The organism is Caballeronia arvi, assembly GCF_001544695.2.
Taxonomy (GTDB): Bacteria; Pseudomonadota; Gammaproteobacteria; order Burkholderiales; family Burkholderiaceae; genus Caballeronia; species Caballeronia arvi.
This window is the reverse complement of sequence record NZ_FCOM02000001.1, coordinates 327,593-343,825: the sequence shown is the minus strand read 5'-3', so window position 1 is coordinate 343,825 and position 16,233 is coordinate 327,593. Positions and strand designations below refer to the sequence as shown.

At 62.1% G+C, this 16,233-nt stretch carries 16 protein-coding genes; 12 read left to right on the top strand and 4 right to left on the bottom strand.

What is annotated here, in order from left to right:
* Window positions 1–145: 145 nt before the first annotated feature.
* The 3 genes from AWB74_RS01535 (at window position 146) to AWB74_RS01525 (ending at window position 2,983) form a co-directional block, all read left to right on the top strand.
* On the top strand, window positions 146–1,537 hold the full coding sequence (locus AWB74_RS01535) for a formimidoylglutamate deiminase (protein WP_061144986.1): 1,392 nt from the start codon (window positions 146–148) through the stop codon (window positions 1,535–1,537).
* Between the two features lie 8 nt (window positions 1,538–1,545).
* Window positions 1,546–2,349, top strand: coding sequence for an N-formylglutamate deformylase (hutG, locus tag AWB74_RS01530; protein ID WP_061144985.1), 804 nt, complete (start codon window positions 1,546–1,548; stop codon window positions 2,347–2,349).
* A gap of 310 nt (window positions 2,350–2,659) precedes the next feature.
* Window positions 2,660–2,983, top strand: a complete 324-nt coding sequence (locus tag AWB74_RS01525; RefSeq protein WP_061145261.1) for a DUF4148 domain-containing protein — start codon at window positions 2,660–2,662, stop codon at window positions 2,981–2,983.
* 195 nt (window positions 2,984–3,178) lie between these two features.
* On the opposite strand, the gene AWB74_RS01520 is transcribed toward AWB74_RS01525, so the two are convergent.
* Window positions 3,179–3,883 carry a TetR/AcrR family transcriptional regulator gene (locus AWB74_RS01520; protein WP_235024452.1) on the bottom strand — a complete coding sequence of 235 codons (705 nt, stop codon included), beginning with the start codon at window positions 3,881–3,883 and terminating at the stop codon, window positions 3,179–3,181.
* Window positions 3,884–4,258: 375 nt separating this feature from the next.
* Between AWB74_RS01520 and AWB74_RS01515 the strand changes: the two genes are divergently transcribed.
* The 8 genes from AWB74_RS01515 (at window position 4,259) to AWB74_RS45485 (ending at window position 13,409) form a co-directional block, all read left to right on the top strand.
* Window positions 4,259–5,539: a Zn-dependent hydrolase gene (locus AWB74_RS01515; RefSeq protein WP_061144984.1), complete on the top strand. Its 1,281-nt coding sequence runs from the start codon at window positions 4,259–4,261 to the stop codon at window positions 5,537–5,539.
* An 87-nt stretch (window positions 5,540–5,626) separates the two neighbouring features.
* A complete protein-coding gene (locus AWB74_RS01510) occupies window positions 5,627–6,961 on the top strand; it encodes an NAD(P)-dependent oxidoreductase (RefSeq protein WP_061144983.1) in 1,335 nt (444 codons plus the stop codon).
* 20 nt (window positions 6,962–6,981) lie between these two features.
* Window positions 6,982–8,268, top strand: a complete 1,287-nt coding sequence (preA, locus tag AWB74_RS01505) for an NAD-dependent dihydropyrimidine dehydrogenase subunit PreA (RefSeq protein ID WP_061144982.1) — start codon at window positions 6,982–6,984, stop codon at window positions 8,266–8,268.
* A 26-nt stretch (window positions 8,269–8,294) separates the two neighbouring features.
* Window positions 8,295–9,782 carry an NCS1 family nucleobase:cation symporter-1 gene (locus tag AWB74_RS01500; protein WP_061144981.1) on the top strand — a complete coding sequence of 496 codons (1,488 nt, stop codon included), beginning with the start codon at window positions 8,295–8,297 and terminating at the stop codon, window positions 9,780–9,782.
* A gap of 719 nt (window positions 9,783–10,501) precedes the next feature.
* Window positions 10,502–11,965 carry a dihydropyrimidinase gene (hydA, locus tag AWB74_RS01495; protein WP_061144980.1) on the top strand — a complete coding sequence of 488 codons (1,464 nt, stop codon included), beginning with the start codon at window positions 10,502–10,504 and terminating at the stop codon, window positions 11,963–11,965.
* Window positions 11,966–12,090: 125 nt separating this feature from the next.
* Window positions 12,091–12,861 carry a CDP-diacylglycerol diphosphatase gene (locus AWB74_RS01490; protein WP_061145259.1) on the top strand — a complete coding sequence of 257 codons (771 nt, stop codon included), beginning with the start codon at window positions 12,091–12,093 and terminating at the stop codon, window positions 12,859–12,861.
* 106 nt (window positions 12,862–12,967) lie between these two features.
* Complete coding sequence (locus AWB74_RS01485) at window positions 12,968–13,246, top strand: BrnT family toxin (RefSeq protein ID WP_061144979.1); 279 nt, start codon at window positions 12,968–12,970, stop codon at window positions 13,244–13,246.
* A complete protein-coding gene (locus tag AWB74_RS45485; RefSeq protein WP_143749132.1) occupies window positions 13,227–13,409 on the top strand; it encodes a hypothetical protein in 183 nt (60 codons plus the stop codon). The genes AWB74_RS01485 and AWB74_RS45485 overlap by 20 nt, the downstream gene beginning before the upstream one ends.
* Before the next feature lie 4 nt (window positions 13,410–13,413).
* Here AWB74_RS45485 and AWB74_RS01480 read toward each other — a convergent pair whose 3' ends face one another.
* From AWB74_RS01480 to AWB74_RS01470, 3 genes are all read right to left on the bottom strand, one after another.
* On the bottom strand, window positions 13,414–13,746 hold the full coding sequence (locus tag AWB74_RS01480) for a hypothetical protein (RefSeq protein WP_061144978.1): 333 nt from the start codon (window positions 13,744–13,746) through the stop codon (window positions 13,414–13,416).
* Window positions 13,747–13,839: 93 nt separating this feature from the next.
* A complete protein-coding gene (locus AWB74_RS01475) occupies window positions 13,840–15,081 on the bottom strand; it encodes an aspartate carbamoyltransferase (RefSeq protein ID WP_061145258.1) in 1,242 nt (413 codons plus the stop codon).
* A gap of 69 nt (window positions 15,082–15,150) precedes the next feature.
* Window positions 15,151–15,570, bottom strand: a complete 420-nt coding sequence (locus AWB74_RS01470; protein ID WP_061145257.1) for a secondary thiamine-phosphate synthase enzyme YjbQ — start codon at window positions 15,568–15,570, stop codon at window positions 15,151–15,153.
* A gap of 142 nt (window positions 15,571–15,712) precedes the next feature.
* Here AWB74_RS01470 and AWB74_RS01465 point away from each other — a divergent pair, with 142 nt between their 5' ends.
* The gene (locus tag AWB74_RS01465) at window positions 15,713–16,192 is read left to right on the top strand and encodes a hypothetical protein (protein ID WP_061144977.1); all 480 of its coding nucleotides are present in this window, start codon (window positions 15,713–15,715) and stop codon (window positions 16,190–16,192) included.
* The last annotated feature ends 41 nt before the right edge of the window (window positions 16,193–16,233 follow it).

The following is a 16,233-nucleotide window of genomic DNA, read 5'->3' as shown; positions in this document are numbered from 1 at the left end:
ATGCTCTTCGTTTTCAGTGCGCGTAGCCGGATCGATATCAAGCCCGACGACGGCACGCGCCATACGCTCGAAGCAGGGCGACAGGTTGTAAAAACGGCGAACGGCTCGTAAAGCAGCCGCGCATCGATAAAAGAAGGGGACGGACATGAACGCTGAGAATCGCGCATTCTTTGCGGATCACGCGCGCCTCGCCGACGGCTGGCGGCGCGACGTGCTTCTCGAATGGGACGAAGGCGGCACCCTCGTGCGTGTCGCGCCGGGCAGCGCGGCGCCGGCGGGCGTCGAACGGGCAAAGGGGCCGGTCGTGCCCGGCATGCCGAACCTGCACTCGCACGCGTTCCAGCGCGCGATGGCGGGCCTCACCGAATATCGCGCGAGCGTCGCCGATACCTTCTGGAGCTGGCGCGATCTCATGTATCGCTTCGCCGCGCGCATCGGTCCCGAATCGCTCGCGGATATCGCGCACTGGCTCTACATCGAGATGCTGAAGGCGGGCTATACGTCGGTGTGCGAATTTCATTACGTGCATCACGCACCCGATGGCTCGCCTTACGCGAACCGCGCGGAACTCGCCGAACGCGTCGTCGATGCGGCCGAGCGCGCGGGCATCGGCATCACGATGTTGCCGGTGCTGTACGAATACAGCGGCTTCAACAAGAGCGCGCCGCGCGACGATCAGCGCCGCTTCCTGAATACGCCCGACACGCTGCTCGCACTCATCGACACGCTCGCTGCCGCGCGGCCCGAAAACGGCGCGCGGCGGTACGGCGTCGCGCCGCATTCGCTGCGGGCGGTCGCGGGCGAATCGCTCGCGGCGCTGCTCGAAGGGCTCAAAGGGCACTTCGGTCATGCGCCGGTGCATATCCACGTCGCGGAGCAGGTCGCCGAAGTGGAGGCGTGCGTCGCGGCGACGGGGCATCGTCCGGTGGAATGGCTGCTCGAACGCTTCAATGTCGACGAGCGCTGGTGCCTCGTGCACGCGACACACATCGACGCGAACGAGTGCGCGCGACTCGCTGCGAGCGGCGCGGTCGCGGGCCTGTGTCTGACGACCGAGGCGAATCTCGGCGACGGCGTGTTTCCGTCGCGCGATTACCTCGATGCGGGCGGGCGCATCGGTATTGGCTCGGATAGTCATGTCGGCGTCGACTGGCGCTCGGAGCTGCGTCTGCTCGAATACGGCCAACGCCTGTGCCGACGCCAGCGCAACGTGCTTGCATCGACGACGCAGAGCCGTCCCGCTGAGCGTCTTTTCGACGCTGCGCTCGACGGCGGCGCGCACGCGACCGGACGGCCCGTCGGCGCGCTCGCGTCGGGCTTGCGCGCGGACTGGCTGGTGCTCGACGACGCGCATCCCGGTATCGGCGGGCACGCGCCCGACACGTGGCTGTCGAGCGCGGTGTTCTGCGAACATGGCGACACGCCGATCCGCGATGTCTTCGTGTCGGGCCGCAAGGTGATCGATGCGCGCCGTCATGCGCACGAAGACGAAGCGCTCGCACGTTATCGCGACGCATTGCGCGGCTTGCTGGGCTGAGGTCATCCATGAACGATTCTTCGATCTTCACGCTCGAACGCGGCAGTGCGCCGCTCTTGATTTCGATTCCGCATCGCGGCACGCAGATTCCCTGCGCGCTTGCCGACGAGATGACGCCCATCGCGAAACGCACCGAAGATTGCGACTGGCATCTGGAAAAGCTGTATGCGTTCGCGCGCGGCCTGGGCGCGTCGATGCTGACGCCGACCTACGCGCGATATGTCATCGATCTGAACCGTCCGCCCGACGACGCCAGTCTCTATCCCGGCCGCGACACGACGGGGCTGTGTCCCACCGACACCTTCGACAAGGCGCCGCTCTACAAGCCGGGCCACGAGCCGTCGCGCGAGCAGATCGATGCGCGCCGCGCGATGTACTGGCAGCCTTATCACGATGCGCTCATCGGCGAGCTCGAAGCGCTGCGGCAGGCGCATGGCCGCGTGCTGCTCTGGGAAGCGCATTCGATCCGCTCGGTCGTGCCGCGCTTTTTCGATGGCCGTCTGACCGATTTCAACTTCGGCACCGCGGACGGAGCGTCGGCGGCGCCGGGGCTGGCCGAGCATCTCGCGCGAATCGTCGAGCGCGACGGGCGCTATTCGACGGTCGCGAACGGACGCTTCAAGGGCGGCTATATCACGCGGCGCTACGGCAGGCCCGAAGACGGCATCCACGCGGTTCAACTGGAGCTGACGCAGAGCAGCTACATGGAAGAATCGTCGCCGTTCGCTTACGACGAGGCGCGGGCCAATCGGGTCCAGCCGCTATTGCGCGAACTGTTGACGGCCGCGCTCGCTTTCGTGACGACAGCCTAGACGCTGGCGCGGAAGTGGCGATTGGCTGACGCAGCCGCAATGACGGTTTGCGCTGCAATCGATTACTCACGCCTGCGTATTGGAAATAGCTGAATAAAAACAATGCATTAAAAGAGAAGTGCGCTTCCTACGCGCTGCATGCAGCGAAATGCATTGTTGCGAATTCAACAATTAAGTTTCGTGCGAATTGGGGTTTCCCCTAGGTCGTCCGCCTCCTACACTGTCTTCAAGCGAAACGAAATCAGAAACTACTTAAAAAGCTTCCGATTCGGTTTCGATTTCAAAACAAGACTACTGGAGGTTCATCATGATCAAGGCATTCGTTCCCGCACTCGTCATCGCCACCGCTCTTGCCGCGCCGACTTTCGCGTTCGCACAAAGCAACGCGCCGGTGACGCGCGCTCAAGTCCGCGCTGAACTGGTTCAGCTCGAAAAGGCCGGCTACAACCCGTCGGAAGATCGCGTCAACTATCCGCAAAACCTTCAGGCTGCTCAAGCGCGTGTGAATGCTGAAAACGGTGGTTCGGCTTACGGTCCTTCGACCGCGGGCACTTCGCAATCGGGCGCTGTCGCGCCGGTCGCACGCGCCAACGTGTCGATGTCGGATCGCAATTCGGTGTACTTCGGTCACTGATCGAAGGCTAGTGGTGGCAGTAGAAGTACCGGGTAGTAGCGGTTGCAGTAGATGTCAGAAAGAGCAGTACTTGCGAGAAAAGCAGTAGCAGTACCGCAGTTGGCAATACGGCAGTACGCAGTGAGTTGCAGGCAGTAGGCAGTAGGCAATGAGCAGTAAAGCGAACGCCGGCCGCTATCGAAGCGGCCGGCGTTTTTATTGCGCGTGCTCTTTCTCTTCGACGCGCGCCGAGACCGCACCGCACGCGCGAATCACGAGGCGCACGACCTCCTCCGTCTGTTCATCGAACGCCTTGCGCGTCAGCGCGCGCTTGCCTTTGAGCGCACGGATTTGCGCATCGAAATCGGCGTAGTGCTGCGTGATCGCCCAGATCATGAACATGAACGTGTCCGCCTCGACAGGCGCGAGCAGGCCGCGCGCGACCCAGCTTTCGATGACCGTCACGCGCGTGTCGAGCCACGGTTTCACGCGCTCGTTGAGAATGTCCTGCATGTGATGCGCGCCGTGGATGATCTCGCTCGCCCACACCTTCGAGCCGAGCGGCCTGCGCCGCGATAACGCCATCTTCGCGCGCACATAGCCGCCGATCGCTTCGACGGGATCGTCGCTGCATTCGAAGGTATCCGCCGCGCGATGCCAGTCTTCGAACAGGTCTTCGAGCACGCGGCGATAGAGCGCGAGCTTCGTCGGGAAGTAGTAATGCAGATTGGCCTTCGGCAGGCCGGCGCGCTCTGCGATCATCGCCGTGCTCGCGCCTTCCAGTCCCTTCTCCGCGAAGACTTCTTCGGCGCACGCGAGCAAATGCGCTTCGTTGCTCTCGCGAATCTGCGCCTTGCGCCGCCGCAGAGGTGGCGCGTTCTCGTTTCCGGTGATGCCGTCAGCCGCGTCGTCGTGTCTCATCGTCGAATTTTTGTGCCGTATGTGCCGCATCGTGCCTGATTCACGCCGCCGATGCACGCGGCGCTGCATCGCGACGTAAAAGCCGTGGAATCCAATGCCCGCCGATGCTGCATCGCAATGGCACGCTAATCGCTTTATGTTCTCCGTGTTTGCCCGCGCACGAAAGACGTTGATTTGCTTATTTTAATCGGCTACAACCTGTCCAACCGGACAGGATTTAACAAGCGCTCGCAGCGGCCGAAGAAGCGCGTCGTTCGCATCATTCATCGCATTACAGAATCGTGCACCGCGCGCGTGCAGCATCGCACTGCAAGCGCCCGGCGTGCACGAAACGAAGTCACTCACATACGAAGTCGATCGTAAGGAGCGAGGCGAATGAACGTTGTAACGGATGCAATCAGAGAGGCTGGTCTCGATACGTCCATCAAGGTGAATGGTCAGCGTCTATGGGACAGCCTGATGACGATGGCCAAAATCGGCGCGACGCCGAAGGGCGGCGTCTGCCGTCTCGCACTCACGGACCTCGATAAGGAAGGTCGCGATCTCATCGTCGGCTGGGCGAAGGAAGCGGGCTGCACGGTGAGCGTCGATCAGATGGGCAACGTGTTCATGCGGCGCGCGGGTCGCAATCCCGATGCGCTGCCCGTGATGACCGGCTCGCACGCCGATTCGCAGCCCACGGGCGGACGCTTCGACGGCATTTACGGCGTGCTCGGCGGACTCGAAGTGATTCGCACGCTCAACGACCGCGGCATCGAAACGGAGCATCCGATCGAAGTCGTCATCTGGACCAACGAGGAAGGCTCGCGCTTTGCGCCCGCGATGGTGGCATCGGGCGTGTTCGCGGGCGTGTTCTCGCTCGAATACGGCCTGTCGCGCAAGGATGTCGATGGCAAGACGATCGGCGACGAACTGAAGCGCATCGGCTATGCGGGCGATGTGCCGTGCGGCGGCCGCAAGCTGCATGCGGCGTTCGAACTGCACATCGAGCAAGGGCCGATTCTCGAGGCCGAGGACAAGACGATCGGCGTCGTCACCGATGCGCAAGGCCAGCGCTGGTACGAAATCACACTGACCGGCCAGGAAGCGCACGCAGGCCCCACGCCCATGCCGCGCCGCAAGGATGCGCTGCTGGGCGCGGCGCGCGTCGTGGACCTGGTGAACCGCATCGGCCTCGACCATGCGCCGCTCGCGTGCGCGACGGTCGGCATGATGCAGGTGCATCCGAACTCGCGCAACGTGATTCCGGGGCGCGTGTTCTTCACCGTCGATTTCCGTCATCCCGACGATGCCGTGCTCGCGCGCATGGACGCCGCGTTGCGCGAAGGCGTCGAGCGCATTGCGGGCGAGATCGGCTTGTCGACCGAGCTCGAACAGATCTTCTACTACGAGCCCGTGAGGTTCGATGCGGCGTGCGTGAAGTCCGTGCGCGCGGCGGCGCAGCGCTTCGGCTATTCGCATCGCGACATGGTGTCGGGTGCGGGTCACGACGCGTGCTATCTCGCGCAGGTCGCGCCGACATCGATGGTCTTCGTGCCTTGCGTCGACGGCATCAGCCATAACGAAATCGAAGACGCCACCGAAGCGTGGATCGAAGCGGGTGCGAACGTGCTCCTGCACGCGATGCTGGAGCGCGCGTCGGAACCGGCTTCGTAAGCGGAATTCTTTCTTTCTCGTATTCCCGCCGTCCGCGTTTTCACGCGCGGACGGAAGGCACCCCCACGCCTGAAAAAAGGAACGCGCATGACCATAAAAGCAATCGGCGATATCGCGAGCCATCGCCTCACGCAGGAACAGCTCGCCTGCGAATTCTCGGACGTCGCGCCTCTGCTCGACGCCACCGCAGCCGCCGCTGCTGCGAGCCGCTGTCACTATTGCTACGACGCGCCGTGCGTGCAGGCGTGTCCGACGCAGATCGATATTCCCGGCTTCATCCGCAAGATCGGCAACGGCAATCTGAAGGGCGCCGCCGTCGATATTCTTTCGGCGAATCCGCTTGGCGGCATGTGCGCGCGCGTGTGTCCGACCGAGATTCTTTGCGAAGGGAGTTGCGTGCGCAATCATCCGGGCGATGAGCCCGTGAAGATCGGCGCGCTGCAGCGTCACGCAACCGATCATGCGATGGCGAAGGGCGAGCCTTTGTTCAAGCGCGCGCCCGAGACCGGAAGGCGGATTGCGATCATCGGCGCGGGACCGGCGGGATTGGCTTGCGCATATCGGCTGGCTTTGGCCGGCCATCGCGCAGTGATATTCGATGCGCGCGCGAAGCCCGGCGGTCTCAACGAATATGGCATCGCGGCGTACAAGACCGTCGAGGATTATGCGCAGCGCGAGATCGAATGGCTTTATTCGATCGGCGGCATCGAGATCAAAACGAATCAGGCACTCGGCCGCGACTTCACGCTCGACGAAGTGCGCAAGCAATACGACGCGGTGTTCATCGCGTTCGGGCTCGCGGGCGTGCGTGAACTGGCGCTCGAAGGCGAATCGCTCGATGGCGTGATGAACGCGGTCGATTTCATCGAACGCGTGCGTCAGGCCGATGACCTCGCGAGCGTGCCGGTCGGGCGGCGCGTCGTCGTGATCGGCGGCGGCAATACGGCCGTCGATGCGTGCGTGCAGGCCGCCAAGCTCGGCGCGACGAACGTGACGATGGTCTATCGGCGCGGCGTGGAAAACATGAGCGCGACGTGGGCCGAGCGCGAGTTCGCGCAGACCAATCGTGTGACGCTCGTTACGTATGCGAAGCCCGTGCGTCTGATCGGCGATAACGGTCACATTACTGGCGTCGAGTTCGAACGCAACGATGAGCGCTTCGTCATCGATGCGGACATGGTGCTGAAGGCGATCGGTCAGACGCTCGTGCCGGTCGGCATCGACAAGGAGCTGTTGACGCTCGATGGCGGGCGCATCGTCACCGATGAAAACCGTCAGACGACGCTTGCGAAAGTGTGGGCCGGTGGCGATTGCGCGACCCACGAAGGACTCGATCTCACCGTGCAGGCCGTGCAGGATGGCAAGCTCGCGGCGGCGTCCATCGACGCATCGTTCGAGCTGACTGCGATCAAAGCCGCCTGACCGACAAGGAGAAAAACGACATGGCCGATCTGACTTGCAATATCGCCGGCATTACATCGCCGAACCCTTTCTGGCTCGCGTCCGCGCCGCCGACCGACAAGGCGTACAACGTCAACCGCGCGTTCGAGGCGGGCTGGGGCGGCGTCGTGTGGAAGACGCTCGGGCTCGATCCGCACGTCGTCAACGTGAGCTCGCGCTATGGCGCGGTGCAATGGAACGGACAGCGCATCGCGGGGCTGAACAACATCGAGTTGATTACGGATCGTCCGCTCGACGTGAACCTGCGCGAAATCGAACAGGTGAAGCGCGACTGGCCGGACCGCGCGCTGATCGTTTCGTTGATGGTCCCGTGCAACGAAAAAGACTGGAAATGGATTCTCACGCAAGTGGAAGACACTGGCGCGGATGCCGTCGAACTGAATTTCGGCTGTCCGCATGGCATGAGCGAGCGTGGCATGGGCGCGGCCGTTGGACAGGTGCCGGAATATGTCGAGATGGTCACGCGCTGGGTGAAGGAAGGCACGAAGCTACCGTGCCTCGTGAAGCTGACGCCCAATATCAGCGATATCCGCATGGGCTCGCGCGCCGCGTTCAACGGCGGCGCGGACGGCGTGTCGCTCATCAACACGATCAATTCGATCGTCGCGGTAGATCTCGACCAGATGGCGCCGATGCCGAGCGTCGATGGCAAAGGCACGCACGGCGGCTATTGCGGCCCGGCGGTGAAGCCGATCGCGCTCAACATGGTCGCCGAGATCGCGCGCGATCCCGAGACGCCGAACCTGCCGATCTCGGGCATCGGTGGCATCTCTTCATGGCGCGACGCCGCCGAGTTCATGGTGCTCGGCGCGGGCAGCGTGCAGGTGTGCACGGCGGCGATGCACTACGGCTTTCGCATCGTGTCCGATCTCGCCGATGGCCTCTCGAACTGGATGGACGAAAAGGGCTACGCGACGCTCGACGATATCCGCGGCCGCGCTGTGCCGAACGTCACGGACTGGAAGTACCTCAATCTCAAGTACGACATCAAGGCGCGCATCGATCAGGACAAGTGCATCAAGTGCGGGCTGTGTCATATCGCGTGCGAGGACACGTCGCATCAGGCGATCCTGAAGGAGAAGGATGGCAAGCGTCATTTCGAAGTGGTCGATGCGGAATGTGTCGGCTGCAATCTGTGCATGCATGTGTGCCCGGTCGAGCAGTGCATCACGATGGAACGCGTCGATGCGGGCGAGTACGCGAACTGGACCACGCATCCGAACAATCCCGCGCGCGTCGATGCGCAAGAGCCCGCGAAAGCGGCATGAGTGCGTAGCCAACCGGAGTGCCATCCATGAAGCAGACAGCGCACGATGTCGAGTCCAGCAGTCTCTATAACGATGACCTCGCGCCGACCGGCCCGGCGCAACGCACGTGGAAGTGGTATCACTTCGCGGCGCTCTGGGTCGGCATGGTGATGAACATCGCGTCGTACATGCTGGCCGCGGGACTCACCGACCAGGGCATGTCGCCGTGGCAGGCGGTGATGACGGTGCTGCTCGGCAACGTGATCGTGCTCGTGCCGATGCTGCTCATCGGTCATGCGGGCGCGAAGCACGGCATTCCGTATGCGGTGCTCGTGCGTTCGTCGTTCGGCACGCAGGGCGCGAAGCTGCCGGCGTTGTTGCGTGCGATCGTCGCATGCGGCTGGTACGGCATTCAGACGTGGCTTGGCGGCAGCGCGATCTATACGCTCCTGAATATCCTCACCGGCAATGCGTTGCATGGCGCGGCGCTGCCACTGCTCGATATTTCAATAGGGCAACTCGCGTGTTTTCTCGTGTTCTGGGCGTTGCAGCTCTACTTCATCTGGCACGGCACGGATTCGATCCGCTGGCTCGAAAGCTGGTCCGCGCCGATCAAGGTCGTGATGTGCGTCGCGCTCGTCTGGTGGGCGACGACGAAGGCGGGCGGCATCGGCTCGATGCTTTCGGCGCCGTCGCAATTTGTTGCGGGCGGCAAGAAGGAAGGGCTGTTCTGGGCGACGTTCTGGCCCGGTCTAACCGCGATGGTCGGCTTCTGGGCGACGCTCGCGCTCAACATTCCCGACTTCACGCGCTTCGCCCGTTCGCAGCGTGACCAGATGATCGGGCAGTCGATAGGCCTGCCGGTGCCGATGGCCTTGCTTTCCGTGATTTCGGTCGTCGTGACGTCGGCGACTGTCGTTATCTATGGCAAGGCGATCTGGGACCCGATCGATCTCACTAGCCGTATGACGGGTATCGGTGTTGGCGTCGCGCTTTTGATTCTCACGCTCGATACGATGTGCTGCAATCTCGCTGCCAATCTCGTTGGGCCTGCTTATGATTTCTCGAGCCTTTGGCCGAAGGGCATTTCGTATCGCGCGGGCGGCATGATTACCGCGACGATCGCCATCGTCATGATGCCGTGGAAGATTCTCGCGACCACGCAGGGGTATATCTTTACGTGGCTCGTCGGGTATTCGGCCCTGCTCGGGCCGGTCGCGGGGATCATGATGGTGGATTACTTTTTTATTCGCGGGACGCGGCTGGATCATCGGGAGCTTTTTGCCGAAGACGGCGAGTATTCGTATAGCGGTGGGTGGAATGTTGCGGCTGTCGTTGCGTTGTTGATCGGCGTAGTGCCGAATTTGCCGGGGTTTTTGCATACGGCGTTTCCTTCTTCTTTTCCTGGTGTGTTGGGGTTCTTTAACACGCTTTACACCTATGCGTGGTTTGTTGGCCTCGTGTTGGCCGCCGTCGTTTATGGGTCTTGGATGAAATTACGTGGTAGCCCTCGGGCGGGGGTTTTGAGTGCTTGAAGTGGGTTTCGGATTGGGTTTGGGTTTTGGTTTCGGGGAATCCTGTTTTCGTGTCGGTTTATTAGCATTGCCCCTCCCCGGGGCGGGGTAACTTTCTTTGCTGCTGCAAAGAAAGTCACCAAAGAAAGCAGCTATCCCCAGCCTAAGCACTTCACACCGGCCGCGGCACAGGCGATTGGCTGAATGGAACCCGGAGTAGCGAGTGTTCCCATTGTTGTGCCGGGCGTGGATCGCGCACGGTCTGACGAGCCATAACTTCAAGGGCGCTGGTTCAGCACGAAATAGCTTCGGCACAGCGCCTACGCGCTGCCGCCGGGTCTGCAAGGGAAACCAACGAGGAACGAATGCAGTGAGATAGAGGCGAGCAAACCCGATGTACCGGACGGCCGCGAAGCGGGCTGGAGCTATCTGGTGCTGAACCAGTGTGTTATGCGGTGCGACGAGACAGACCGTGCGCGATCCAAGCCCGGTGAGGCCTACGAGGGCACTCGCTACTTTGGGGGCCATTAGGTCAATCGCCTGTGCCGCGGCCGGCGTGAGGCACTTTGGATGGGGATAGCTGCTTTCTTTGGTGACTTTCTTTGCAGCAGCAAAGAAAGTTACCCCCGCCCCGGGGAGGGGCAGTGCCAATAGACCGACGTGAAATCAGGATTCCACAGAAGCGCAGCAAGCAAGCAAACAAACAAGCCAAACCACAACCCCCCGTGAGGAACCCCAACATGCCAACCTTACTCCGCGGCGGCACGATCATCGACGCTGACCGCACCTACCGCGCCGACGTGCTCTGCGCCGACCCACAAGCCGGCGGCACCATCCTTGCCATCGGCACCAACATCGAAACGCCATCGGATACAAAAACCATCGACGCCGGCGGCCAGTACATCATGCCTGGCGGCATCGATCCGCACACTCACATGGAACTGCCCTTCATGGGCACCACCGCCAGCGACGACTTCTACACCGGCACCGCAGCGGGCCTCTCAGGCGGCACGACGAGCATCATCGACTTCGTGATCCCGAGCCCGAAGCAGCCCTTGATGGACGCATTCAAAGAGTGGCGCGGCTGGGCGGAAAAGGCTTCGTCCGATTACGGCTTTCACGTCGCAGTGACGTGGTGGGACGAGTCCGTGCATCGCGACATGGGCCTGCTCGTCCACGAACACGGGGTGTCGAGCTTCAAGCACTTCATGGCCTACAAAAACGCCATCATGGCCGACGACGAAGTGCTCGTGAACAGCTTCACGCGCTCGCTCGAACTCGGCGCGCTGCCGACCGTGCACGCGGAAAATGGCGAGCTCGTCTTCCAGTTGCAGAAGCAACTGCTCGCAAAAGGCTTCACGGGACCGGAGGCGCATCCGCTCTCGCGTCCGCCTGAAGTGGAAGGGGAGGCGGCCAATCGCGCGATCCGCATCGCGCAGGTGCTCGGTGTGCCGATCTACATCGTGCACGTGTCGGCGAAAGATGCCGTCGATGTCATCGCGAAGGCGCGCAACGACGGTCTGCGCGTGTTCGGCGAAGTGCTGCCGGGCCATCTCGTGATCGATGAATCGGTGTATCGCGATCCCGACTGGACACGCGCCGCCGCGCACGTGATGAGCCCGCCGTTTCGCACGAGCGAACATCGCGAGGCGTTGTGGCGCGGCCTGCAGTCAGGGCAACTCCATACGACGGCGACCGATCATTGCGTGTTCTGCGCATCGCAAAAAGCGATGGGCCGCGAAGACTTCACCCGAATCCCGAACGGCTGCGGCGGCGTGGAAGATCGTATGTCGGTGCTGTGGCATCACGGCGTGAACATGGGCCGTCTCACGCCGAACGAGTTCGTGCGCGTGACGTCGACGAATGCCGCGCAGATCTTCAATCTTTATCCGCGAAAGGGCGCGGTGCAGGTGGGCGCGGATGCGGACCTCGTCGTGTGGGACCCGGCTGCGACGCGCACGATTTCCGTGAAGACGCATCATCAGAAAGTGGACTTCAATGTCTTCGAGGGCATGACGGTGCAGGGCGTCGCGACGCACACGCTCACGCGCGGCGCGCTCGCATGGGCGAACGGCGATCTGCGCGCGGAACGTGGCGCGGGGCAGTATCTGAAGCGCCCGCCGAACGCGTCCTACTTCGAGGCGGCGCGCGTCGCGAACAAGCTGAAGGAACCGCATCCGGTGAATCGCGCCGAATCGGCCTGATTCGCGTCCGACGGCCAAGCCTCGCGCGCAGTCAGCCGCGGGCTTGGCCGCGTTTCGGAGCGCTTTCACGCGCTTGCAAGCATAATCCGGCAGGCTGTTGACTTTTGCGCCGCCGGATCATGCCGATGAAAATCAAAACCACGAAGAAACGCCGCTTCCTCGCCGCGCTTGGCGCGCTTTTTCTGCCGCTCGCGTGTGCGGCCAACCCGAATGCGCTGTGGGAGATCGTCCACGACTACTGCGAGCCCGCCGCCGAGGGCGCGCACGTTCAGCAGAAGTGCGCCGACGTGAATCTGGCGGGCGGCTATGCGGTGCTGAAGGATATCGTCGGCATCGCGCAGTATCTGCTGATTCCGACCACGCGCGTGAGCGGCATCGAAAGCCCTGAATTGCTCGATCCGAACGCGCCGAACTACTTCCGCGACGCATGGAACGCGCGAGGCTACGTGAACCGTGCGCTGCATCGGACGCTGCCGCGCGATGAGACGTCGCTCGCCATAAATTCGGCGAGCGGGCGCACGCAGAATCAACTGCATATTCATATCGATTGCCTCGCGCACGATGTCGCGCAGACGCTTCGCGAAGTGGGGCCAACGATCGGCACGACCTGGGCGCCGCTGCCGGTGCGTCTGCGCGGTCACGTTTACAGCGCAATGCGTATCGACGACGCCGATCTCGCGCATACCGACCCCTTCAAGCTGGTTGCGCCCTACGCCGCGAGCCGCGGTCAGACGATGGGTGAACAGACTCTGTTTCTCGCAGGCGCTACACGCAGCGACGGGGCGCCGGCGTTCTTTCTCCTCAACGATCATGTGCAGCCGGGCAACTGGGCATCGTCGGAAGAGCTTCAGGATCACACGTGCTCGCTGGCCGATCGGTCTATAGAAAAGCCGTGACGGTTGCAGAAGAATGAAGTGACGCAATTGATTCGGAATGCGGATTAATGAGATCGCATTTCGGAATTTCGCGCCTTGTCACTTCATCTTCTGGGAACCACAATGAATGCACTTCGACATCACGTTTGACCCGTTGAAGGACGCGATCAATCGTCTTCAGCATGGCGTTTCGCTTGATCTTGCGAGTGAGATCGTTTGGCAAGAGGTCGTGTTGGAAGTGGACGATCGTCGCGATTATGGAGAGGTTCGCGAAGTCGGCGTAATGCCAATTCGTGGACGCATGTTCTGCGTGGTGTTCACGTGGAGAAACAGTGCGAGGCGCATCATCAGCCTGCGCCGCGCAAACAAAAGAGAGATGCGTAAATATGAATCGTCAAACGTTTAACGGGCTCATTCTTCCCACTGACGAGGAGGATGAAGAAATCAACCGCGGAATTGCGCTGGATCCCGACACCTACGAGCTTACCGAGGAAGACTTCAAACGGATGAAACCCTTCGAAGTCTATGAGCGAGAGCGGCTAGAGAAACTTAAACCTCCCGCAGCATGAACTGTCAGCCCGCGTCGCGTGTGATGACCCTATGTGCAAATACGCGCGGCGCGATTCCTTCCACGCGCGCTTCGGGCAGCACGCGCTTCAACGTCCGCAGGGTAAATGCAAGGTCCTCGCTGGCCGTATCGAACTCGAGTCGCAGTTCGCATCCCTCGCGCTGCGCCTGACTCACATAAATGCCGAGCGGCGAATGAAACAGCGCGCGTATGCGTTCCCTTGACGCCTCGCTGTCGGTGAAACGCGCCAGCGCCAGAATGCGCACGCGCTGGCATGCGCCGAAACCTTCATCGTGTAATTTTCTGCGGCTGGCAGCCCATGCAAGCGACATATCCATGACCGTTGCTCCATCTGTTTTTCTTGTCTAGAAGCATAGGCCGGCTTTCATCAACGTCACGCCAAGAAATAAGCGCGACGTGTAAAAAACGTATCAATCGAAGCCGTGAAATACGGCATCGTCCGGGCCGATCGAGGCGGGCGACTTCCACGCTGCGTCGCGCATCGAATGGCGAACCTGATGCTCGACGCCCAGCAGCACCGCGAAAATCGCCATGCGCACCGCGATGCCGTTGTCCGTCTGGCGGAAGATCGCGAGACGCGAATCGTGGTTCAGGTCGGTCGCAAGATCGTTCGCGCCGGGGCGACTGTCGCGCGGCAACGGATGCATGATGAGCGTGTCGCGGCCGCACACGTCGTCGACGAGCGCCTGGTTGATCTGGAAATCCGGCGTGTAACCTTCGATCGACTCATCGGCGAAACGCTCTTTCTGAATGCGCGTGGCGTACACAACGTCCGCGCCGGCGAGACCCGCGCGCAGGTCGCTCGTCTGTTCGATCACGTGATCGCCGCGCGCGATCCGCTCGATGATATGCGCCGGCATCTCCAGCGAACGCGGCGACACGAGCGTGAACTTGAGCCCCTTGTACTGTGAGAGCAACTTCGCGAGCGAATGCACGGTGCGGCCGTATTTGAGATCGCCGACCATCGCGATATGCGCGCCATCGACGATCTTCCCGAGACGCGAGAACTCGCGCTGAATCGTGTATAGATCGAGCAGCGCCTGGCTTGGATGCTCGCCGGGGCCGTCGCCGGCATTGATGACGGGAATGTTCGTCGCGCGCGCGAATTCGGCGACCGAGCCTTGCTCCGGATGCCGCACGACGATCGCGTCGGCATAGCCGCTGATCACGCGGCTCGTGTCGTAGATCGACTCGCCCTTGGCCATCGACGAAAAGGTGAAACCGGTCGTGTCGCACACCGATCCGCCGAGCCGCGCGAAAGCCGCGCCGAAACTCACGCGGGTGCGAGTGCTGGCTTCGAAGAACAGATTGGCGAGCACGGCGCCTTCGAGCACGCGCGTGATCTTCTTGCGCCGCGCGATGGGCTGCATCATGTCGGCCGTCCGGAACAGCGCCTCGGCCGATTCGCGCGAAAACTGGTCGATCGACAGCAGTTGCGGCCGGCCTTCGAAATCGATTGCGGGATATGCGCTTTGCGTATACGTGCCGTTTTCCGGCATGCCCGAAAGAATCTCGCCGACGTAGCGCGCGGCGATTTCCGGCATCGCGCGCGATTCCGGCGATTCGTCCGGCAGCAGCCACGTATCGAGCGCCCGCCGCGACACGCCGATGCGCGACGCGAATACATCGCGGGTCATGTTCAGACGCCGCATGGCATCGCGAAGAATGGTCTGCTGGCTCACTGGCGCCGCTCCTGAAATATACGCGGCGCGTATACTAGGTCACTCGCCGATCAGATGCAAGACGAGTTCGCGCTGCTGTGACGCCGTCCGATGCTCGAACACGTAAATGCCCTGCCACGTGCCGAGCACCATCCGGCCGGCTTCAACCGGAATCGAAAGCTGGACGGTCGTCAGCGCGGTGCGCAGGTGCGCGGGCATGTCGTCGGGGCCTTCGGTGTCGTGCACGTAACGGCCGGGCGCTTCCGGCGCGACCGACTCGAAATAGCGCTCGAGATCGGCGCGTACATCGGGGTCGGCGTTCTCCTGAATCAGCAGCGATGCCGACGTATGCCGGCAAAAGAGCGTGAGCAGGCCGGTGCGGATATTTTGAAGATCGATCCAGTGATCGATCTCGGGAGTGACTTCGTGCAGGCCGCGCGAGCCTGTCGCGACCGTCAGATGGTGGAGTGCCTGTTTCATGTCGGTCTCGGTCTCGGTCTCGGTCTCGGTTCCGGGAAAAGTGGGCGCCGCTTTCATGAGTTTACCGGCTTCCCCGCACGCTGAACCGTTACGGTTCGATGAACTATCCTGTCTGGACGATGTTCGACGAAAGGCGCGCGCGATGACCGAAAGGCTTTCGATAACAAGATCCACCGCCGTGATCGTCATCGCGGTCTCGTTCGCGGCCCACGCCGACGATACGCGCGAAAACCGCGGCAACGATCCTTTCCTGCACGTATCGAGCGCCATTGCCGATTGCCCCGCGCCGCGCGGTCCGTTCGAAACCGCGCAGGAATGGCTCGACGAAGCGCATTACCGCATCGAGCGCGGCAATAGCTGCTGGATCGCGGGCCGCTGCCGGCTGTCGAACAGCTACGAGTACGACAAGGAAATCGCGCAAAGCGTGACGCGGCGGCTCAATTCGCTGAACGCGTCGCTGCAATGGCGCGAGAAAACGAGCCTGTGGCTGACGCTGCAACGCCGCTTCATCTATCTCGACGGCTGCATCTCGCGCGATTTCGACAAGGCGCGCTTCGTGTCATCGCTCGGCGAGACGGCCGATGTCGAAAAGGTCATCGACCGCACGACGCGGCGGCCGTGAGCCCGTAATTGGCCTAAGCTGAAAGAGAGACCGAACACGAG